This window comes from Mycobacterium paraseoulense (genome assembly GCF_010731655.1).
In the GTDB taxonomy this organism is placed as follows: Bacteria; Actinomycetota; Actinomycetes; order Mycobacteriales; family Mycobacteriaceae; genus Mycobacterium; species Mycobacterium paraseoulense.
Map to the genome: position 1 here is coordinate 4,118,744 of NZ_AP022619.1, position 20,726 is coordinate 4,139,469.

Annotated in this window: 18 protein-coding genes; 9 read left to right on the forward strand and 9 right to left on the reverse strand. The window is 68.0% G+C overall.

Annotated elements, in window-relative coordinates; all coding sequences use genetic code 11:
* Nucleotides 1-65: 65 nt before the first annotated feature.
* The 8 genes from G6N51_RS19190 to G6N51_RS19225 form a co-directional block, all read right to left on the reverse strand.
* Nucleotides 66-794 carry a hypothetical protein gene (locus G6N51_RS19190; RefSeq protein ID WP_083171234.1) on the reverse strand — a complete coding sequence of 243 codons (729 nt, stop codon included), beginning with the start codon at nt 792-794 and terminating at the stop codon, nt 66-68.
* The gene (gene sigM, locus G6N51_RS19195; RefSeq protein ID WP_083171237.1) at nt 787-1,398 is read right to left on the reverse strand and encodes an RNA polymerase sigma factor SigM; all 612 of its coding nucleotides are present in this window, start codon (nt 1,396-1,398) and stop codon (nt 787-789) included. Before sigM ends, G6N51_RS19190 begins: the two co-directional genes overlap by 8 nt.
* A gap of 65 nt (nt 1,399-1,463) precedes the next feature.
* Nucleotides 1,464-5,081, reverse strand: coding sequence for a murein biosynthesis integral membrane protein MurJ (locus G6N51_RS19200; RefSeq protein ID WP_232078433.1), 3,618 nt, complete (start codon nt 5,079-5,081; stop codon nt 1,464-1,466).
* On the reverse strand, nt 5,078-7,471 hold the full coding sequence (locus tag G6N51_RS19205) for a hypothetical protein (RefSeq protein WP_142274910.1): 2,394 nt from the start codon (nt 7,469-7,471) through the stop codon (nt 5,078-5,080). Before G6N51_RS19205 ends, G6N51_RS19200 begins: the two co-directional genes overlap by 4 nt.
* On the reverse strand, nt 7,468-8,202 hold the full coding sequence (locus tag G6N51_RS19210; RefSeq protein ID WP_083171240.1) for an NUDIX hydrolase: 735 nt from the start codon (nt 8,200-8,202) through the stop codon (nt 7,468-7,470). Before G6N51_RS19210 ends, G6N51_RS19205 begins: the two co-directional genes overlap by 4 nt.
* Before the next feature lie 89 nt (nt 8,203-8,291).
* The gene (locus tag G6N51_RS19215) at nt 8,292-8,591 is read right to left on the reverse strand and encodes a hypothetical protein (RefSeq protein WP_232078434.1); all 300 of its coding nucleotides are present in this window, start codon (nt 8,589-8,591) and stop codon (nt 8,292-8,294) included.
* Between the two features lie 11 nt (nt 8,592-8,602).
* Entirely contained in the window at nt 8,603-8,908 is a 306-nt protein-coding gene (locus G6N51_RS19220; protein WP_232078435.1) for a hypothetical protein, read from the reverse strand.
* Nucleotides 8,909-8,956: 48 nt separating this feature from the next.
* A complete protein-coding gene (locus tag G6N51_RS19225; protein ID WP_083171402.1) occupies nt 8,957-10,480 on the reverse strand; it encodes a putative alpha/beta hydrolase in 1,524 nt (507 codons plus the stop codon).
* A 150-nt stretch (nt 10,481-10,630) separates the two neighbouring features.
* On the opposite strand from G6N51_RS19225, the gene G6N51_RS19230 reads away from it, so the two are divergent.
* The 5 genes from G6N51_RS19230 (at nt 10,631) to G6N51_RS29570 (ending at nt 14,941) form a co-directional block, all read left to right on the forward strand.
* The gene (locus G6N51_RS19230; RefSeq protein ID WP_083171245.1) at nt 10,631-12,067 is read left to right on the forward strand and encodes a CCA tRNA nucleotidyltransferase; all 1,437 of its coding nucleotides are present in this window, start codon (nt 10,631-10,633) and stop codon (nt 12,065-12,067) included.
* 24 nt (nt 12,068-12,091) lie between these two features.
* Nucleotides 12,092-12,601 (forward strand): pullulanase, encoded by a 510-nt coding sequence (locus tag G6N51_RS19235; RefSeq protein WP_083171248.1) that lies wholly within the window; start codon nt 12,092-12,094, stop codon nt 12,599-12,601.
* 109 nt (nt 12,602-12,710) lie between these two features.
* On the forward strand, nt 12,711-13,040 hold the full coding sequence (locus tag G6N51_RS19240) for a DUF2563 family protein (protein ID WP_083171251.1): 330 nt from the start codon (nt 12,711-12,713) through the stop codon (nt 13,038-13,040).
* An 817-nt stretch (nt 13,041-13,857) separates the two neighbouring features.
* On the forward strand, nt 13,858-14,154 hold the full coding sequence (locus G6N51_RS29705; RefSeq protein WP_372510225.1) for a hypothetical protein: 297 nt from the start codon (nt 13,858-13,860) through the stop codon (nt 14,152-14,154).
* A gap of 592 nt (nt 14,155-14,746) precedes the next feature.
* Nucleotides 14,747-14,941, forward strand: coding sequence for a hypothetical protein (locus G6N51_RS29570; protein WP_306460837.1), 195 nt, complete (start codon nt 14,747-14,749; stop codon nt 14,939-14,941).
* A gap of 304 nt (nt 14,942-15,245) precedes the next feature.
* Here the strand turns inward: G6N51_RS29570 and G6N51_RS29255 are convergent, their stop codons facing one another.
* Nucleotides 15,246-15,524 (reverse strand): hypothetical protein, encoded by a 279-nt coding sequence (locus tag G6N51_RS29255; RefSeq protein ID WP_232078436.1) that lies wholly within the window; start codon nt 15,522-15,524, stop codon nt 15,246-15,248.
* Between the two features lie 894 nt (nt 15,525-16,418).
* On the opposite strand from G6N51_RS29255, the gene G6N51_RS29260 reads away from it, so the two are divergent.
* The 4 genes from G6N51_RS29260 (at nt 16,419) to eccB (ending at nt 20,724) form a co-directional block, all read left to right on the forward strand.
* Nucleotides 16,419-17,120 carry a DUF5631 domain-containing protein gene (locus G6N51_RS29260; RefSeq protein ID WP_232078437.1) on the forward strand — a complete coding sequence of 234 codons (702 nt, stop codon included), beginning with the start codon at nt 16,419-16,421 and terminating at the stop codon, nt 17,118-17,120.
* A gap of 117 nt (nt 17,121-17,237) precedes the next feature.
* A complete protein-coding gene (locus tag G6N51_RS19260) occupies nt 17,238-18,173 on the forward strand; it encodes a hypothetical protein (RefSeq protein ID WP_372510227.1) in 936 nt (311 codons plus the stop codon).
* 233 nt (nt 18,174-18,406) lie between these two features.
* Nucleotides 18,407-19,234 (forward strand): transglycosylase, encoded by an 828-nt coding sequence (locus G6N51_RS19265; RefSeq protein ID WP_083171263.1) that lies wholly within the window; start codon nt 18,407-18,409, stop codon nt 19,232-19,234.
* A gap of 2 nt (nt 19,235-19,236) precedes the next feature.
* Nucleotides 19,237-20,724 carry a type VII secretion protein EccB gene (eccB, locus tag G6N51_RS19270; RefSeq protein WP_083171265.1) on the forward strand — a complete coding sequence of 496 codons (1,488 nt, stop codon included), beginning with the start codon at nt 19,237-19,239 and terminating at the stop codon, nt 20,722-20,724.
* Nucleotides 20,725-20,726: the final 2 nt, after the last annotated feature.

Below are 20,726 nucleotides of genomic sequence, written 5' to 3' on the forward strand. Positions count from 1 at the left end.
GGATTCGTACAAACGCCAGCGTAGGCACGGGTGTTCCCCGGCGCGTCGGACACCCCGGCACCACACTAGGGGCGCGGAACCGAAGTGGTGGCCAACAAGCCGGTATCGGCGGCGCTGCAGTTGAGCGCCACCGCGTAGACCGCCAGGCTGTGGGGAGTGTCGCCGGCCACCACCAGCACGACGCCGGGGCGGGCGTTGATCTCGACACGACGCCCCCCCAGCACCTGCGTGGCCGCCGGATAACCGAGGCCGGTGAGGCATGAGGCGCGCCGGCCAGGGTCGCCGAGGGGGCCGTAATCCGGACTCTGGTCGAGCAGACCGAGGATCTCGTCCTTCGACAACGGGATCGCCATCGGCGGCGTCGACACCGTGATGTGCTCGGCGGTGACCGGGGTGCTGGGCGCGGGTTCCGGGGCGGTGATCAGCGCCGCGGTCCCCACGCCCACCGCCGCCAGCACCGCGCCGACGCCGGCCACCGTGGCGACGACCCGCCCGGGCCGCATCGCTGGCCGAGCCGAGTGCGCGGCGGGCCGGCCCGCCGGCGCCGATTCCAGCGCCGCCAAGACGCGGGCGGTGACCTCCGGCGGGACATCGGGCGGTGGCTCGGCGCCAAGGGTGGCGACGTCGCAGCGCACCCGATTCAAGGCGCGCAGGATCTGCTCCGCATCGGCGTCGCCGCGGACCCGCCGGCGCACCCGGGCCGCGGACTCGTCGTCCAGCAGGCCGGCCTGCAGGTCGGCGAGAAGCTCGACCGTCAGGGGCGGCTCGTCGGCGTCGTGGTCGGCTTCATCCATCCGCCCCAGTGTCCGTCATGGGCTGCTTGACGGCCATGGGTGGGGCCAGGTCGGGGGAGGCCTTGAGGTAGCCGAGGAGCTCGGCGAGGCGCGCCCGGGCACGCGCGCACCGGCTCTTGACGGTGCCCTCGGCGATGCCCAGCAGCGCGGCGGTGTCGGCCACCGAATACCCCTGCATGTCAACGGCCACCACCGCCGCCCGCTGCTCGACGGGAAGCCGCATCAAGGCGCGCTGCACCACCATCGCGGTCTCGACTTGGGCCGTTCGATCGGCCACCGGGAAGACGTCCTCGAGCGGGACGGTGGGATGTGCCTTCGTGCGCCGCAGCCGGTCCAGGCAGGCGTTGACGACGATGCGGTGCAGCCAGCTGCCGACGGCGGCGTCATGCCGGAACGCGCCGGCGCCGCGGTGCGCCGAGAGCATGGCGTCCTGCAGCGCGTCCTCCGCATCCTCCGCGGTGCGCGTGGTCAGCCGGGCCAACCGGTGCAGCTGTCGTTGATGGCGAAGAAACAACTCCCCGAAGGCGCGGCGATCGCCGGCGACGTGGGCTGCCAGCAGTTCGGCGTCGCTGCGTTCACGCTGGATGTCTCCCCGGGAGCCCACGGCCGGACAGTATCCAATCGGCTGCGGGGCGGCACTTCACCACGGCGGCCGATTGTGGGGCGAGATCAGGATGCGGCCTGGACCGTGATCTCCGAAAAGCCGGCCTGGCTCTTGCCGTTCGTGGTTCCCAGCGTGGAGATCCACACCAGCAGATTCGACGTCGGCGAGCCGGATCGGACCGGGATGACGTTGTGCCCGGGCTTGAGCGTGAACGCCGGCGCCAGCACGGTGGTGTCGTTCAGCGACGCCGGCGACGCCGTGGCCGACGACCGGATCTCGACTTTCGTCCCGCTGCTGGGGGTGTCGATGGTGACCTGCCCGACCACCGTGGGGTTCGGCAGCTGCAGCATGAGCCCTTCACCCTGCTTGAAGCTGGGGAACGGGACGGCGTCGGTGTAGACCTCCGTCGCCCAGGCTGTGGAAGGGTCGCCGTCGATGGCCTGGCCCGCCGTGCTTGCGTTGTCGGCGTCGCCGTCGGGGGCGTAGACCGACGCCCTGGTCGGTTTGACGACGCTACCGGCGGCGGAGGAGCTCGGGGCCGACGAAGACACGGACGACGAGGGGCCGTTGAGCCCCAGCTCGTCCTTGTTCAGGCCGCCGCCGACGTTGCCGAAGATCTTGCTCACCACCGACGCCAGGACCAGCAGGGCCACCACGATGACGACGAGGCCGGCCCCGACGCCGATCAACACGTTGCGGCGGCGGCGCGCCAAGTTGGCGTCGTCTTGCGCCGCGGACACGCGGGCGATGGGGGGTGCGGGCGAATCGTCGATCGGGCCCAGCACCTCGGTCCGATCGGCCACGGCGGTCGCCTGCTGCAGCAGGTTCAAAAGCGTTGAGGCACTACGAATCCCGCCATCCTCCTGGACCGCCCGGACCGCGACGGCCGAGATCTGGAACGGAATCTCGCGGTCGATGACCATTGGTTCCACCGGCTGGCCCGTCGAATCGCGTTCGGCCGGGGCGAGCCCGCTGCGCACGCTGGACTCCGTGAGCGGCCACCGATTGACCAGCAGGGCATACAGCGCCGCACCGATGCCGCGGATGTCGCCCTGCGGGTTGGCGTCGGGCATGGTCGCCGGGTAAGCGAGCACGACGTCGCCCTCGATGCTGACTCGCACCCGGCTCGGGTGGTCGATCGACAACGCGACGCCGGCCCGGTGGGCCGCATCGGCGGCCGCCGCCAGCGATTGCATGGCCCGCACGGCGCCGACGGGCGACGGCGCGGTGTCGGCCACCTCCTGCAGCGAACCACCCCGTACCCACTCGGAGACGACCAGGCCGCCGTGGCCCGTGTGGACCACGTCGAGCACCCGGGCGATGCCGGGCTTGTCGATGCGGCTGAGCCGCAGGGTGCGGGACAGGATTTCCTGCAGCACGTCGTCGGGCAACGCCCCGTCCGGGTCGACGAAGGTCAGCGCCACCTGCCGGTCCAGCGCGGTGTCCAGAGCCTGCCAGAACTGCAGGGGCGGTGCGCCGCCGTGGAAGACCAACAGCCGGTAGCGGCCGCCGGCGATGCGGGCACCGGGAACCAGATGGACGTCGTCCGCCGCGGGGTCCCCTCCGCGGTCGCGGGGCGCATCGAACGGGGCCGGGCCGCGCCGCGACTCGGGGGTGACGTCGCCGTTGCGCTGGTCGGACGGGCGCGGTGTCGACGGCGGCTCACGGCCGGCGGGTATGTCGGGTTGGAAGTCGTCTGCGACCGGTCGTGGCAGCTCGGCACCCGACGCGGCGCTCTCGACAGGGCGGTCGGTCACCTCCGGTCCTTTCGCTAGCCGGGCTGGGGTTGCCCGCTCCGGAGGTCTGCGCCGGATCGGCTCCTGGACCGCATTTACCCCAGGCGGGGACGAATTCCTCTGCTCAGGGTACGTGACCGGGGATGGGCGGGACGATCGATCCGGTGTCACCGGTTTGCGGGGGGTCGGCGTGCGCCCGCGGAAGCGCCGTCTGACGGCGTCGAGTGCGCCCTGCGCCTCCGGGACGCGTGCGCGGAGCATGACCGCGGCCATGATCGGCAGCATGATGACCGCGAGGATGAGCAGGCGCAGCAGCGATCCTGCGCCCCCACCGTGCGTGGTCAGCCGGTCGAGCCCGAGCAGGCGGTCGGCCACGTGGGCCACCAATCCGGCCAGCATGGACGCGGTGATGGTGACCAGGATGGTTCGCAGCTCACCCTTGCCGATCAACTGGCCACCGGTCGGCAGCAGGGCGTGCCGCAACAGGAGGTAACCGATGACCGCGCCGGCCAGGAAGCCGACCCCGTTCGCCAGCCCCAGATAGCCGGCCACCAGCTTGGGGTCATGGGTGAGGTGTGGCGCCAGCACGGAGCCGACGATCTTGACGGCCGTGATGACCAGGATGATCACGATCGGCGTCCAGGGCTGCTCGCGCGCGTAGAAGACGCGCAGCTGGAGCAGCACCAGCCCGTAGGGGATCAGGGTGAAAGCCGACAGGGCGATCGCGGCGCCGAGGTAGCCGGCGTCGACGCCGCCGAAGTGGCCGTAGGCGAACAACGCGCTGCCCATCGCGGGGCCGCCGACGGTCATGAACGCGACGATCGGGATCAGCGTGATCAGTGTCAGGCGGGTGGCCAGCGACAGGTCGCCGAGCACGGCCTCGGTGTCGTCGGCGGCGGCGTTTCGGCTCAGCCGCGGCATCACCACGGTCAGCACGGTGACGCCGATCATGCCGAACGGCAGCATGAGGACCAGCCAGGTGTAGTTGTAGATCGCCGGGCCCGAGGCGGCCGCCGTGCTGGCGATCTGGTTGCCGACCACCAGGCCGAGCTGGCTGATCAGCACGTAGAGCACCATCGCGGCGGCCATGGTGCCGAAGCGCTTCAGGCGTTCGTCGATCCCCCACATCGGGCGCAGGTCGACGCGTTGGCGCCGCAGCGCCACCAGCAGGACCGCGGTCTGCGCGAAGACACCCAGCGTGGTGCCGACGCCGAGGACAAGCAGCTTGGTGTTGCCCATCCGGACGGGGTCGACCGACAGCTCACCGGGCACGACCGCGTACACCGCCAGGGTCGCGAGGGCGACGACGTTGTTGACGACCGGCGCCCACGCCGTCGGCCCGAACACGTTGCGGGTGTTCAGGATCGCCATGAACACCGAGGTGAGCCCGTAGGCGAGCACCTGGGGGAGCAGCAGGTAGGCGAAGGCGGTGGTGAGCGGCTCGTTGACCTGCGGGTCGCGGCCGAGCATGAGCCGCACCAGCAGGGGTGCGGCGAGCACCGACAACACGGTCGCCACCACCAGCAGCGCGGTGGTCAGCGTGACCAGGCGGCGCACGAATGCCGCCCCGCCGTCGGGATCGCTCTGCTCGGCGCGGGCCAGCACGGGCACGAAGATGGCGGTGAAGGTCGCCTCGAGCACGAGCGCGGCCACCAGGTTGGGCAGCTGGTTGGCCACTGAGAACGCGCTGGAGAGCGCGGCGCCGAGGATGGCCGCCAGGAGCACGATCCTGGCGAAGCCGGTGAGCCGGCTGACCAGCGTCGCGAAGGCCATCGCCCACGACCGCGACACCAGGGCGGCGTCGGACAGTTCCGGTCGCCGGCGATCGACGCCCGCGGGGACGGGCGGCAGGGGACCGGTGGGCGGTGAGCCCGGGATCCGGGGTCGCCGTGGGGGCTGTGGCAGGCGTGGGTGTTGCGGTGCGGCCTGCCGGTGGGCGGGATTCATACTCGGTGCTCTTGCTCGACCCGATCGTCGGCGCCGTCGTCCAGGCCCGCGGATCTGGTGCGCGGTGGGTCGGGCCGGTCCAGGTCGGCGGGGTCGGGCTGGCCGCGGAAACGGTGCCAGAGGCGGCGTCCGGCCAGTAACACCAGCACGGCCGCGGCCGTCATGGTGATCGCGAAGAGCACCTTGCCGTAGGCGTTGGAATGCACCGACAGGCGGACCGGGTCGCCCAGCCGCAGGCCGTCCGGGGTGCGGAGCGTGACGTCGATGGCCACCCGCTGGGTGAAGTTCACCTCGATCGGCACCCGCAGCGGTAGGTACCCCGGCGGCAACTCGATCTGGCCGATGTCGGTGACCGTCATCCCCGGCGGGGCGTCGACGTGCAGCCGCACCCGGATGGGAACGGCCAGGCCGTTGTGCAGGGCCAGCGGCAGCGGGCTGTGCTCGGTGGCCAGGGTGTACGAGCCGCCCGGGTTGACGATCGTGACCGCGCCGAACAGGTCGTTGATCGTCTTGCCGACGACGGCCAGGCGTTGCTGGGCCAGCCCGTTGCGGGTGTCGGGCGGTTCGGATTGGCTCAGCGCGCGCAGCATGTCCTCACGAAGCGGGGCCGTGTACTGGATGCCGGTCAGCCCGGTGCGGTCGTCGGTGGTCAGCGCGGAGGTCAGGCCCCACAGCCGACCTACCTGACCCGCGATCGAGGCCGTGACATCGTCGCCGAACCGACCGCGTGCCGAGGTGTAGGGCCCCACCGGTTCGGACGGCTCGGCGCCGGGTTGCTCAGCCGGATTTGCCTCGGCGATGACCGCCGGCAGCGGTCGCGGCACCGCCAGCCCGGACCGGATGCTGGTGGTGAGCGCGGTCAGGATGACGTGGGCGTCATCGGCCTGCAGGTTCCATGTCGCCGGCGGGACGAGGAGCTGGGTGCGCGGCTCGTCGTCGTGGCGCAAGGCGTGCCAGAACATCGATCCCAGGGCGTCCTCGCGGCGCGCGATCGCCGAGTCGTGCGCGAGCCGGACGGTCAGCGACGGGTCCAGGTAGGTGGGGACCGTGGGTGCGTTTCCCGCCCCGGCCAGCGCGGCGCCCACCGCCGGGTCGAACGGCGCGACCACGACTTGCGGGGACAGCCGCCGCGGCGCGATGTCGACGGCGGCTTCGGAGGGTCCCTGTGCATCCGGGGCGGACAGGTTGGCGGCCGCAACGGCGACGGTGTTTTCGTTGGCCCCGAGCAGGTTGACCGCGCGGTTGGTCAACGGGCCGTCGGGCAGCAGCGTGGCGCCGTGGATGGACGGCACGTCCAGGATGCGGTCGACGATGCTGTTGACGGCTGTGGTCGCGGCGGCGCTCAGCCCGCGGTCGTTGACGCGCTGCAGAGCGTCCAAGTCGGCTTGCGCGTAGGGGAGCGGCGCGACGCAGGTGCGGCGGGCCAGGGCACGCAGCCGGTTGAGCCACTCGGTCGCTGCGGCCTGTCCGGCACCCGGATGGGTCAAAGTGCCCGGGAGCTGACCGGGGCCCTCGGGCGGGTCGGTCACCACATAGCCGGCGGTCATCGCGTTGACGGTAACGAGCAGGTCGGGGTCGACGGCCAAACATAACGCCCGGCCGACTGCGCCGTCGGGGTCGACGTCGTGGCTGGTGGCGACCTCGGCTGCGGACAGCAGGACGTCCAGCCTGCCACCGCCGGCCAGGGAGGTGGCGAGGTCGTCGTCGACCAGGCGCACCGGAATGGTGCCGCCGGGAACGCCGGGAGCCAGCCTGGGCCGGTCGGCCAGGGGCCACAGCATGGTGAGCCCCACGGGTTTGGAGGTGTCGGGCGCGACAGCGGAGCCCAGATCGCCGCCCTGGTCGGGCGGCACGCCGACCACGGGCAACAGGAAGCGAGCGTTGTCGAGCCGGGCCGGGGCGCCGTAATCGGGGGTGCCGTTCACGTTGACCAGGACCGGGTAGATGCCCGGCTTTTCGACACCCAACGATTGCTTGGTCAGGGAGCGCAGCGGCGCCGACAACGTGAAGCCGGCTTGTTGTCCGCGTTGCAGTTCGGGGGCGACCGTGAGGAAGTCGGCCGCCGGTTGGTATTGATCGGTGTCGCCGTCCAGGGTGGTTCGCAAGCGCGCGGACGCGGTGACCGCCCCCGCGTGTTCGAGCCGGACCATCACGTCCCGGACGGGGCGGTCGCCGATGTTGGTCACCATGCCGCTGACGGTCACGACGGGTTGGCTGGTCGTGGTGACGACGTCGGGGGTGACTTGGTCGATGCGGACCCGGACGAACGGCGTCACGCCGGGTTCACCGGCGGTGGCGTGCGGCATGACGGGCCCGGTGAGCATCGCGAACCCGGCCACGATGCCGATCACTGCCGCGAGGCGCAACAAGCGGAGTCGGGATGCCGTCACGGCCCTGGCCCGTGGCCGTTCTTGCGGCCGGTGGCCGGCTTGTCGGCGTGCCGGGTGCGGGAGTGCGTTTGCGGGCGGCGCCGCGGAGAGGTGGGCGGCAGCGGCGGCAACGCGGCCGGGCCGTCGTTCTGCAGCTTGTCGATCAGCTCGTCGGCGACACGGGCGAGCCGGCGTTCGTCGGCGTAGGCCAGCTTGGACGGCAGCTCGTGGATCGGCACCCAGGCCACCTCGGCCACTTCGAGGTCCTCGTCGGACAACTCGCCGCCGGAGAAGCGCATCAAATAGTGGTGCACGGTCTTGTGGACCCGGCGGCCGTCGGTGACGAACCAGTAGTCGATGCGGCCCAGCGCCGCCAGCACGCTGCCGCGGATGCCGGTCTCTTCGGCGACCTCTCTTATAGCGGTCTGTTCGGCGGTCTCACCCTGTTCGATGTGCCCCTTGGGCAGCGACCACAGCATCCGCCCCCGCCGGTCGACGCGGCCGATCAGCACGGCGACCTGGGAGTCGCGCGGGCCGTCGAGGCCGTCGATGACCAGCCCGCCGGCGGAGGTTTCGTGCACGGTGCGCAGCCGGTCCGGTCCGCGGCGAGGCGAACGGGATCGGCGCGACTTCGTCGCCGTCGAGTCGGCGGGCGCTTGGCCGTTCGTCTGGTTCTCGGTCGAACTCGCAGCGCCACGACCGCGCCGCCGCCCCCGGCGTCGACGTGGCTTGTGTTGTTCGCCGTCCGACACCCAAGCGATAGTAGCTGGCACGACATCGTCTCCCAGGACATACTCGCCGCTGGGCGGCCCCGCGATGGCTCATTGCTGCATGCGTCTGGTCAGAGCGGGCCTATTGCGTGCGCGATAGCCCAGGCCGCACCAAAGATGATCAGAGAAAGCGGTCCGGACAGGCTACCGATGAGCGTCCCGCGTCCGATCTGGCCGATCATGCCCGGAGCCCGCATCGCAAGGGCTGCGATCGCCATATAGATGAGGACTATCGGGAGTACGAACACGATTGAGTACGGCATGAACAGCCAAGTGGCGAATTCAACGACGAAAATATGCAATACAGCAACCAGGAAGGTGAGCGGGCCATAGGAGGTGTTCGAGGCCCCGACCACCGATTCTTCTCCCACTGCAGGACCTTTCAGCGCAAAACCAAGTAAGCGTAAACACTCCCACCGATGAGAACCGCCACGGAAGTTCCCGCAAGGCTAAGCGCAAGACCAAGATTGCGCTGCGCCGACGACCGCAGCAGTGCGGCGGCGAGCACAAGACAGACCAACGTCGTGATGACGACGCCGGTGAGCACCCAGCCGCGCTCGCCGTGCCCGCTTTCGGTTGTGAAGGGCGCCTTGCCCAAGGCCCAGATCGTGGCGAGCAGCAAGCCCAAGACGATCTGCACGATGAACGGCGCCGACAACGTCGCCGTGCGCCAGGCGCGGGCGTCCAAGTCACGAACTCGAAGAGGCATCTTCACCTGCTTTCAATTGAATCGCGATCACGCGGGAACTGCGCTGCCCGTGGGTAAGGGAGGTACCGACGGTATGTCGGTGACTGGGCCAAAATCGGTAGCCGGCAAGGGAGCTGGCACATCGTATTTCGGATTCCATCCGCCGGCGTCGAACGGCGTGAACGCCTTACCGCCGAGCGGACCTACGTCATGGTGGCCGGGCAGGTTGAAAGCCGGCCCCCATGATCGACCTGACTGGGCAGGGTCGATCAGTACTGTGCGGGTGCCCCCATTGGGCAAGTCCTGATACACCTCCAATGACGGGTAGTCAGTGCGCGTTCCGTTGACTTGGACACCTCCCGACCCGGGCGTGAAAACGAGGTCGCCGTTGACCGTAACTGTATGGCCCGCAAAAGGCCCTGTGGGATCTGAGGTAATTCCCGGCGCGAAAGGGTTGCCCGCGTCGTATTTCACCCGGACCGATCCATCCGGAAGTTGCGTCACGCTGCCTTTGGGTATGCCGACCTTTACCTGGCCCGGCCCGCCGGTCGAGTTTTCCTCAACTGAAGGATTCTGCCTTAGAACGACGACGCCGTTTTCGTAGTCGATGTAGGTCGTTACCTTGGTGTCTTCGGGATCGAAATTGGGATTCGGCCCTCGGTTGTTCCCAAGGTCGCGCTTCCACGGCGGAAAGCTCGTCACGTCCCGTTGGGCGATCCACTGCGAGACGCGGACTACTCCCTGCCCTGGCACGGGGCGAATCTTCACCACTCGGATCTCCGATTTGTCGCCCTTGAACTTCGGGTCGTAGGTTTGCGGATCCAAAGCTGCCGCGGTCTCCCAATCGGCCGGCGCGGTCGGTTCGCGACCAAAGACCTGCTTGAACGCCTCGATCTGGTTCCGACAGCGTTCCTCGGCATTCTGCGGAGGCGTTTCGGGGATGTCACCGTCCAGGGCCTGGACTGGCGGATCGTATCCGTCTTGCTTATGAAGGTTGGCCATCGACGCGTGCAGCTGCCGAGAATATTGATCGCGGATTTGTGTCACCCTGTTCAGCGACGCCTTGGTGTCGTCGATCGCGTGCTTCTCAAGCCCGTCGATGTAGTGATCTAGGAGCTGCCTTTCCGATTGGTTCAGGGCGGGGCTTTTCTCCAGTTCGACGGCTTCACCAATCTGGTCGTCAAGACCTTCTAGCTGTCCTTCCAGCGCGGAGATTTCGCCTCGCCCGAAACGTTGAGCCTCGGCGAGTGCGGCGGCGACCTTCTCCAGATCGGCGGCGATCTTGGGCAATTGAGCAGCTTGCGCCCCGAGTGACTTGGTGGCCCGCTGCACCTCGGCGGAGGTGTTGATCGGATTCTCGCCACTATCGTGAATCCAGGCCTTGTCGAACCGATCACGTGCCTGATGGAATGCTGCCTCGGCTTCACTCGTGGACCGGCCTGCGTCATGAAACGCTTGTGCAAGGTTCGAAATCTGGGCTGGCTGACCGCTCTGGAACGTCTGGTTGATCTTCCACGGATCTCCGCCGGCGAACATGATGAGTGCGCCCTTGCTTATGTATCGGAGATGCACCGCATCACCCCGCCCGTCCACCTTCCCCCTTGCACGTAACGCTAATACCGCCCGTCAGACGGTCAATTCACCCTTCGGTGCGCGCCCCACGAGCCCGTGCGAGGCTCCTCACACGGGCTTTTCGGTCCCGGCCGACTACGCTGATCGAACGTGTCCGAAGCCGATGTCGAGCTGCTTGCCGCCGCTGCGGTAGCCCTGAATCAACACGCGCCCATGCTGCGCGAGCTGGGGTCGGCGTTCGATGCCGCGGGCCATGAGCTGTACCTCGTCGGCGGTTCGGTGCGAGATGCGCTGTTGGGCAGGTTGAGTCCGGATTTGGACTTCACCACCGACGCCCGCCCCGAGCAGGTTCAACAACTCTTGCGGCGCTGGGCCGACAGTTTGTGGGACACCGGCATCGAGTTCGGCACCGTCGGTGTCGGCAAGGGCGGCCACCGCTTGGAAATCACCACCTTTCGGGCTGACGCCTACGACCAGGTGTCCCGCAAACCGGCGGTGCAGTACGGCGAGCGCCTCGACGACGACCTGGTGCGGCGAGATTTCACGGCCAACGCGATGGCCGTGCGCATCACGCCGGACGGACCGGGCGAATTCCTCGATCCCCTGGGCGGTTTGGCGGCCCTACGTGATCGGGTGCTCGACACCCCGGCCGCGCCGGAGGTGTCCTTCGGCGACGACCCGCTGCGGATGCTGCGCGCGGCGCGGTTCGTCTCGCAGCTCGACTTGGCCGTCGCGCCGCGGGTGCGCGACGCGATCGAGGCGATGGCGCCCGAGTTGGGGCGGATCAGCGCCGAGCGGGTGGCCGCCGAGTTGGACAAACTTCTGCTCGGCGACGACCCGGTGTCCGGCATCGACCTGTTGGTGCAGACCGGCATGGGCGAGGTGGTGCTGCCCGAGGTCGGCGGCATGCAGATGGCCATCGACGAACACCACCAGCACAAGGACGTCTATCAGCATTCGCTGACGGTGCTGCGACAGGCGATCGCGCTGGAAGACGACGGCCCGGATCTGGTGCTGCGCTGGGCCGCGCTGCTGCATGACATCGGCAAGCCCGCGACCAGGCGCCACGAAGCCAACGGCGGCGTGAGCTTTCACCACCACGAGGTGGTCGGCGCCAAGATGGCGCGAAAGCGGTTGCGGGCGTTGAAGTATTCCAAGCAGATGGTCGAAGACGTCTCGCAGCTGGTGTATCTGCATCTGCGGTTTCACGGGTACGGCGAGGGGAGGTGGACCGATTCCGCGGTGCGCCGCTACGTCACCGACGCCGGGCCGCTGTTGCCGCGGCTGCACAAGCTGGTGCGGGCCGATTGCACCACCCGCAACAAGCGCCGGGCCGCGCGGCTGCAGGCGAGCTACGACCGGCTGGAGGCGCGCATCGCCGAGCTGGCCGCCCAAGAGGATTTGGCGCGCGTGCGTCCGGATTTGGACGGCAACCAGATCATGAAACTGCTCGACATCCCCGCCGGCCCGCAAGTCGGCGAGGCGTGGCGCTTCCTCAAAGAGCTGCGATTGGAGCGCGGGCCGCTGACGGCCGAGGAGGCCACCGCGGAACTGCTGGACTGGTGGCGCTCGCGCGGGAACCCGTAACGGTGGTCGGGCGTCCGATCATTCGTGGATTACTGCATGAGTGGGGACGACGGCACGGCGGCGATGTGGCACCGCGACCTCGACATGGACCTTGACGGCGACGGCCGGCTCGATGCGTTCGGTCTGGACTTCGATGGTGACGGCCTGCACGACGACGCGCTCGCGGACCTCGACGGCGACGGCATCGCCGATCACGCGGTGCTCGACCTCGACAACGACGGCACTCCCGAGGCGTACTTCACCGACGACGGATCCGGGACGTGGGGGGTAGCCACCGAGCAGGGCCGGCAACTGCGCTGGTTCGGACTCGACGGCGTGGAGCACACCGGCGGCCCGTTGGTCGACTTCGACGGCCACGGCGGCGTCAATGATCGACTCTTTGATCTCGACGGCGACGGTGTCGCCGATCGGGTGCTGTGCACCGACGAGGACGGCGTCACCGGGTACGTCGACACCGACGGCGACGGCAAGTGGAACGTGCGGCTGAGTGATGCGGACGGGGACGGTCTTGCCGACGGTGCAAACGCGTTGTGAAGGCGGCCCCAGGCTGGTCGAGGTGACGTGAATTGACCGATGCCTGCGGGGCATTAACCTGGTCGATAGTGGCGCGGGGGATCGCTGCGATCGATCGAAAGGGGTGGCAATGTTCGTCGACACAGCACTGCTGCACTCCGGGGGCAACGATTCGCATCGTGCGGGCGGGCACGCCCAAGAGGGAGCCGACCAACTCGCGCGCGGACCGCTGGCATCGGGAATGTTCGGTGACTTCGCCGCGGCCGATTCGTTCCACGGGGCCGTCACCGCCGCTCACACGAAGCATGTGCAGAATCTGCAGGGGCACCAGCAGGCGCTGACCGACGTCGGCGCGAAGGCGCACGTTGCGGCTCGAGGATTCACGAGCATGGACCAGCAGAACGCCGGCGAACTGCAGGCGGTGCGGCCGAGCGCAAACGGCTCTACGCCGCGAGTTTGATCGCCTCAGCCGCAGGGGCGCCAACCCATGAGTCGCTGAATTACACGGGATTAAAGCTATCGATTAGCCAGGCTCCGTTCACCTTTCTGTAGCCCCACTCGCACCGAGCTGCCCGTAGTTTCGGAACCTGGTTTCGCGAGACTTGCGGTGACCTGATTAACGAACACGAGGATCGAGGCCCTATCACTGGTTAAAGTTTCGACCCCTGCAAACGCGACAGTGACCTTGGTTGTCACACCCTTCTGATGGGCTGACCTGGTTCCGATCGAGAGCCACGAGCATCGCAAGCGCGGTCGGGAGGCTAAGTCTTTGCCATACATAGACAGCACAACACCGCGCAAACGAATTGTCCAGTTGCCACCGCGGGCTGCAAGGCACTACACGGGCGCGGCTATCCCGTCGATCAGGCCTTATGCATCACAGTCCATGTCGCGGAGGTAGGTGCCCCCGCATTTGCCCCGCATTGATGGGGTCGTTCCCAACGTGAGGTGCGAAACGTGTGGATAATCCGGGAGAAACGCTTCCAAGGTGTGGGGCGACGTGAGGAGGGCTGATGGGGGATACGCCTCCAAACTTCAGAGGGGAACCGCCTATCGGGCCGCCACCGGGTCAGTGGCCGCCAACCTATCCATCCCAGGCGGTAAATCGTGTACGGACTTGGCCAGCGATCGCACTAGCGTCAATTGCGCTTCTGCTGGGCGTTGTGGCCCTGATTGTGGTCTCAACACGCTCAACGAGCGGCTCGTCGGAATCGCTCCCGGTTACGTCGACGGTCCCTTCACATAGCGCAGGTGAAACTGCAGCCGCGCACCAAAAGTTGTGCGACGCCTACAAGCTCGCTGCGCGTGCCGTCCAGATCGAAACAAATGGCACCAATCAAGCGTTCGCCGGGATTGCGACGGTAAACGGGGCAGTCATGCTGCAAGGCGTGGTGAATGCATACCCAGCGCTTGCTTCTGGTGACCGCGCTGCCGCACTGGCCCTCGCGGAGTCCTATACCACCGTCGCGGCGACGGCTAGCCTGGCGGGTGGTCAAGACCCGGCTTGGCAAGCCGCGCTCAGCGATGCCAACGCCAAGGACGCCGCCATGAAAAAGGTATGCGGTGGCGGTTGACGACATCTGGACACGCATCGCGAGCTCAGCGGCCGTGCACGGTCTAGGGGGTTAGCTTGGTTCCGCGTGGACTCACATCCTGAGACTATTCAAGCGCCCTGACCGTTTCGTCGATCGCTCGATGCCCGACAGCAGCCAGTGAATTGCCCGCTCCGCGGTTCCTTGTTCCACTATGGAATAGGAGGCACGCGTATCCGGGCGACAGTGTCCTCCCTGTTTTGGACTTCGAGGAGGGTGGATGGTGGGCAACGAGCCTTGGAGGCCTGCTGGGGGTCCGGCCCCGCAGCCGCCCTGGGCAAATTGGTCACCGAAATATGTCGAGCAGCCAGTGCCTCGCTCGCGCCCGTGGCTGGCAATCGCCGTCGTATTAACAGCAGGCTTAGCCATCGCCGCTCTAATCTTGGCGCGCACACGCCCGAGGGCTCCGAGTTCATCAACCGCTACTACGACGCCGACCCATGCGCCCGCCGATGTCGCCGCCGCACAACAACAACTCTGTGACATGTACCAACTCGCAGCGAAAGCTGTCCAGGTAGACACCGCTGGCACTCACAAAGCGCTCGCTCGCATCGCCACAACCAATGGGGCTCTGATGCTCGACATGGCAGCGAGTAACCCGGCCCTCGACGCTAACCACCGGGATGCCGCGCGCGCTCTAGAAGCTGCTTGCCTGACGATGACGGCAAAGAGCAGCTATGGGGCTGCGACGGAAGCCGCCTTTCAATCAGCAATCGATGACGCCATCGCAAAGGATGCTGCGATGAAGAAGGTATGCAGTGGCGGTTGACCTTCCGCCGGGAAAGTGGACCCTGGCGCTGATTGGGCCCTGGTGGCCGGAGCCGTCTACCACACTTCGTGCTGGCGCTCAGCATTGGAGCCAGGCTTGCGCGGAGCAGCAACTGTTTTCGGAAGTCCTGCGCAATCAGTGGGCGGCTATCGCGGCGAGTAACCAGGGCCACACGGCGGATGACTTGATCTCGAGGTACCAGCAAGGCGAGAAGTTTCATCTGGATCTCGCTGAGAAGTATCAGGTGAAGGCGTCGGCCTTCAATTCGGGGGCTGATGCCATCGACTATCTACGGAGTCGGTTGTCAGACATATCGGACACTGGCAACCAAGAAATCGATCAGATCCTTGCGTCGAAAAAACCGCTTCCCGAACAAATAGCAGAGATACAGGCGGTCCAGTTGCGCTGCAATGGTGATGCGACGAACGCGAGTTTGCAGGCAGCCGACAAACTCGTGACGTCGACCCAAAAGATTCTTGATGTTGAAGGCGTTGGTGGTGATGCCCGAACGTGGGCGCGTGAACATGGCTTTACCGCCGACAATCAATCCCGGCCGCCCTTGCTTACCGGTGACGATCTCCATCCGCCTTCAAGTGCGGCATCTCAAACGCCTGCTGTTGGAGGCGGTGAGGGGCATGGCGGACAAACGGCAGGTGGAGGAGGTGGTCCACTTTCGACTTCGCCTAGCGAGCCCGGGGTGAGCGGCTTGCAGGGGCACGGCGTGCAGGCGTCGGCTAGCGGGGGCACCGGCACGCCCTCGCCTGCGGCCCCGGCAATCAATGGACTGCAGGGCCACGGGGTTCAATTCCCGGGGAGCGCGCCGGCCATGCGCACAGGTGCACCGCCGGCAGGTGGTGGTGGGTCGGCTTTCAGTGCGCCATCAATGAATTCATCAATTCACGGTGGCGGCGTGCCAGCCGCCGGCTTGGGGCAGGGCGGCCCGCCGAACTTGGCTCAATCGTTCGCATCCGGCATGGCGACTGGGCAGCCGGCCGGTGCCGGTGCTCAGGGGTTGTCGTCAGGCGCCGTGCACGCGATGGAGTCCGGAGCGGGTACACCTCCGCAAGCCGAGGCTCCAGCGGGAACGCCTCCGGTGGCGCCGACCGCACCCAGCGCCGGAGTGTTTGTCCCTACGAACCCACCAGTCGACGCAGCCCCGCCGGCCGCTTCCGCGCCACCGGCCTCCGGCGGCACGGTAGCGCCGGTGATGACAGGGGGATCGTGGTCGGGGTCGTCAGCGCCGCTAAGCGGTAATCCGAATATTCCTGCTGGACCTTTGCCCGCCTACGGCTCCGACCTGCGCCCGTCGGTTGGGGCGCCCGCCACTATGCCTGTGGCTCCGGCGGGGCCGGTGTCGGGGGCGCCGGTGGCGCCGTCGCCGGGATCGTCCCCGTCCGCGGGTGGGCCATTGGTTTCTCCGGTGGAACGCGGGGCTCCGGGAGCCGCGGCAGGGCAGGCGGGTGCGAACTCGTCGAGCATGGTCGGTGCATCAGCGGCGTCGGCGGCAACAGGCGCGACCGCCGGCGCGGTATCCAGTAGGGCGGCCGAACAGCAACGCCTGCAGCGGCTCGTCGATGCGGTGGCCCGACAGGAGCCGCGACTTTCGTGGGCTGCCGGATTGCGGGACGACGGCAGCACCACTTTGCTGGTCACCGACCTCGCTGCCGGGTGGGTCCCGCCCCACGTCAAACTGCCAGCCCACGTAACGCTGCTCGAGCCAGCCCCGCGCCGACGAGATGCAAGCGCGGTGGACTTGCTGGGGGCCGTCGTCTGCGCCGCTGCCCACGAGCACAACACGTATGTCGGCGAACCGGACCCCGAAGCTCCTGTGCTGAGCGGTGATCGACCGGCGCGGTCGGCCTCGCCCCAGGTAGACGAACTCGGACCAGCTTTGGTCGAAGCTGTGCGCCGTCGCGATGGTTTGCCGCGAATTGCGCAGGCGATCGCGGCGCCAGCCGTCCGGCATACCGGCGTACTCGAAACCGAAATTGAGCTCTTGCGTACTTGCATCGCTGATATTCAGAATTCGGTTCTTACGGCATACCCAAATCATGACCCGGCCGCCGTGGGGGATTGGATGCTGCTCGCGACAATCGAGGCGATGATAGATGGGCACGAGTATCTCGCGAATTACCACATGGCCTGGTTCGACGTCATCGGCCACCTCCCCGGCGCCTAGGGCATCGTCCAAAAACCGAGGTGAATACCAATCTCAGGCTGCTATGCCAAACTGATGAAGTGCGCTTGAACGCGCACCAAGGGGTTCCGGTTCGAATAGCGGGGTGGAGGTGAGGCTATGACCGGTGGCGATGGCACCATCAAAAGCGCTCCAGCCGTATTGGGAGGGTTGGTCGGCGCGCCGGAAGCGCCGCCGCCGATGCCGTTTCCTATGTCCGCAGGTGGAACCAGCCCGACTGACGGATTACGGGGAGCGCTTGAAACCGCCGGCAACGCGGGCGTGCCGAAGGACGCCGCCGACGCCGCCGCGGCGGACGCGGATCGCCGTGCGCACGCCGCCGACGCCGCCGCGAAGTTCCCCGCCAACGAAGCTGAATCACAGCAGCAGATGCAGAACGTCGGCCAGCAGGCCCCGCAAATGATGCAGCAGATGCTGCAGAGCATCACGGGCGCGCTCGGCGGCGCCGTCGGCGGCGTCATGCAGCCGCTGACGCAGCTGCCGCAGCAGGCGATGCAGGCCGGTCAGAGCGCCATCCAGCCGTTGATGAGCGCGGTCCAGGGCGCCCACGGCGCGGGCCTCGTCAACGACGCGCATCTGGTCGACAGCGTCAAACCAGACGCGGGACCGGGCGGCGGCGCGGGGTCGGGCGGAGGCGGCGCCGGCCTTGGCGGTGGCACCACCCCGGCCAGCTCTCTCGGCCCGCCACCGGTGCCGACGTCGTCCCCGCCGACGACTCCCGCCGGCGCGGCAAAGGCGGGCATGACGCCGCCGGTCAGCGGCGCGCCGACCACCGCGGGGCCGACCAGCATGGGTGGCATGGGGATGATGCCCCCCGGCGCGATGGGCGGCCACGGCGAAGGCGGCAACAAAGATAAGCCGCCGGAGAAGCGCATCTCGGCCCCGGGCGTGCCGAACGGCCAGCCCGTCAAGGGCCGCCTGACGATGCCGCCGAGCCCGCCGGGGCCTAAGCCGGGCGAGGACAAACCCACCGTCGTTACCAACCGGCCGAATCGGCGAATCGTGATCATGCCGACCGAGGACGAGGCGAAGTAATAGCCCGACCTACAGCGCCATTCCCAAGACTCCGAAGGTGAGTGGTCGCGCGCCGGCCCCGGCAGTAGGGTCGCTACGTAATCGCTCGTTATTGACAGCGGGACTGCCGATTCGTGCATGCTATTGCTACGGATTTTGCGGCCAGAGGGTGTGGGAGTAGCAGCTCGAGTGTCCAGGACGGATGGACGCAATAGGGGACCAGGGTGGGGCGGTCATTGACTGATCCGCTGACGATGCATGCGGTGGCGGTCTTGGCCCGCGGCCACGGTCTGTTCGCCGGTGAGGCGACCGTCGTCCGGGTCGACAACACGCAGCAACACGGCGAAGTGAGAACCGACGGCCTCCCCGGCGCGGCAGCGCAAAGGTCGACGAACATGCGGAACGACCTCCACCGGTCCACCGACACCGACCGCACGCTGGCACGCATCATGGCGATGGCGCACAAGGATCACGCGCAAGCAAGGGCTGCCACCAGGGCAGTACTCGAAGACGCGTTGGCCGACACGACGACCGCCGACACCCCGATGGCGCGGCGCGAGGCGATGGCCCGGATGGCGGCGAGGCTGCGCGCGCAGCATCGGCACATCGTGAACTCGCGCCGGCGGGCGCGAATCCTGGCGCTGCGAGTGCGGCGGCTGCGCTACCGGCAGAGGCGGACGGCGATGCGAGGCGACCACGGCAGCGGGCGGGCGGCGGTTGCGGCGGCGATCCGTAAAGCCTTGGACATCAAGGGCATTCACGACCCGGCGGCGCGGGCCCGCTGGGAGCGGGGCATGGATCTGGTGGCCCGCCGCGAATCCAACTACAACGCCAACGCGGTCAACGACTCGGACTCCAACGCGGCACGGGGCACACCCAGCAAGGGCGCCTGGCAGTTCATCGCGCCCACGTTCGCGGCCTATCACCAGCCGGGAACCTCCCGCGACATCAACGATCTGGTGGCGCAGGCCTGCGCGTTCATCAACTATGCGATGGGCCGCTACGGCGTCGCGGTTGACGCGTCGAATCTGGCTGATCTGATTCAGCAGGCCGATCCTCGGCGATCACCTAAGGGGTATTGAGCATGCCGCTGAGTTTGTCGAATCGCGACCAGAACTCCGGTCACCTGTTCTACAACCGACGGCTGCGCGCGGCGACCACGCGATTCTCGGTGCGCATGAAGCACGACGACCGCAAGCAGACCGCCGCCCTGGTGTTGTCGATCCTGCTGGTGGCCATCGCCGCCGGGTGGATGATGCTGCTGAACGTCCTGAAACCGACTGGGGCAGTTGGTCAATCGGCGATCATCGGAGACCGCGATTCGGGCGCGATCTACGCCCGGATCGACGGCCGCCTGTATCCGGCCCTGAACTTGACGTCGGCGCGGCTGGCCACCGGGACGGCGAATCCGCCGACGTGGGTGAAGCGCAGCGAGATCGCGAAGTACCCGACCGGGCCGCTGATCGGCATCCCGGGGGCGCCGGCGGCGATGCCGGTGAACCGGGGCGCGATCTCGGCGTGGGCGGTGTGCGATACCGCCGGGCGCCCGCGCAGCGGGGAGAAGCCGGTCGTCACGTCAATCGCCGGCACACTCGACGGCGGCGGCCGCGCGTCGCCGCTGGCCGACGACGCCGGTGTGCTCGTGACCTTCGAGGGCAACACGTACGTCATCTGGGGCGGCAAACGCTCGCAAATCGATCCGGCCAGCAGAGCGATCACCCTGAGTCTCGGGCTGGACCCCGGAGTGACCTCGCCCGTTGAGATTTCGCGCGCGCTCTACGACGGGCTGCCCGCTACCGAGCCGCTGCGCGTCCCGGACGTCCCCCAGGCGGGCGCGCCGTCGACCTGGGTCTCCGGCTCGCAGGTGGGCGCCGTGCTGCAGGCCCAGACCGCCGGCGGTGGCAAACAGTTCTACGTGCTGCTGCCCGACGGCGTGCAGAAGATCACCAGCTTCGTCGCGGACCTGCTCCGCAGCGCGAACTCCTACGGGTCGACGGCGCCGCGCGTGGTGACCCCCGACGTGCTGGTCAACATTCCCCAGGTGAACTCGCTGGCGGTGGACTACTACCCGACGAAGCGGCTGAATTTCATTGACACGGCGGCGAATCCGACCACCTGCGTCAGCTGGGAGAAGGGCTCGACGGACCCGCAGGCCCGCGTGGTCATCTACAACGGACGGGGCCTGCCGGTGTACTCCTACCTCGACGACCGGATCGTGCACCTGGTGCGCGACGACCGCAACCCGGGCTCGGTGGTCGCCAACCAGGTGCTGGTGCTGCCGGGGGCGGCCAACTTCGTCACCTCGACCAGCGGGGTGATCACCTCGGATTCCCGCGAGTCGTTGTTCTGGGTGTCCGACAACGGCGTTCGGTTCGGCATCGCCGCCAACGACGACACCATGCGCGCGCTCGGCCTCGATGCGGCCTCGGCCGTCCAGGCGCCGTGGCCGTTGCTGCGCACGTTCGCCGCGGGCCCGGCGTTGTCGCGGGAGGCAGCGCTCGTGGCGCGTGACACCGTGCCGGCACTCGGTCGGGCGGCGGTGGTCACGACATCGGCGAAGGCGGGAGGCTAGGG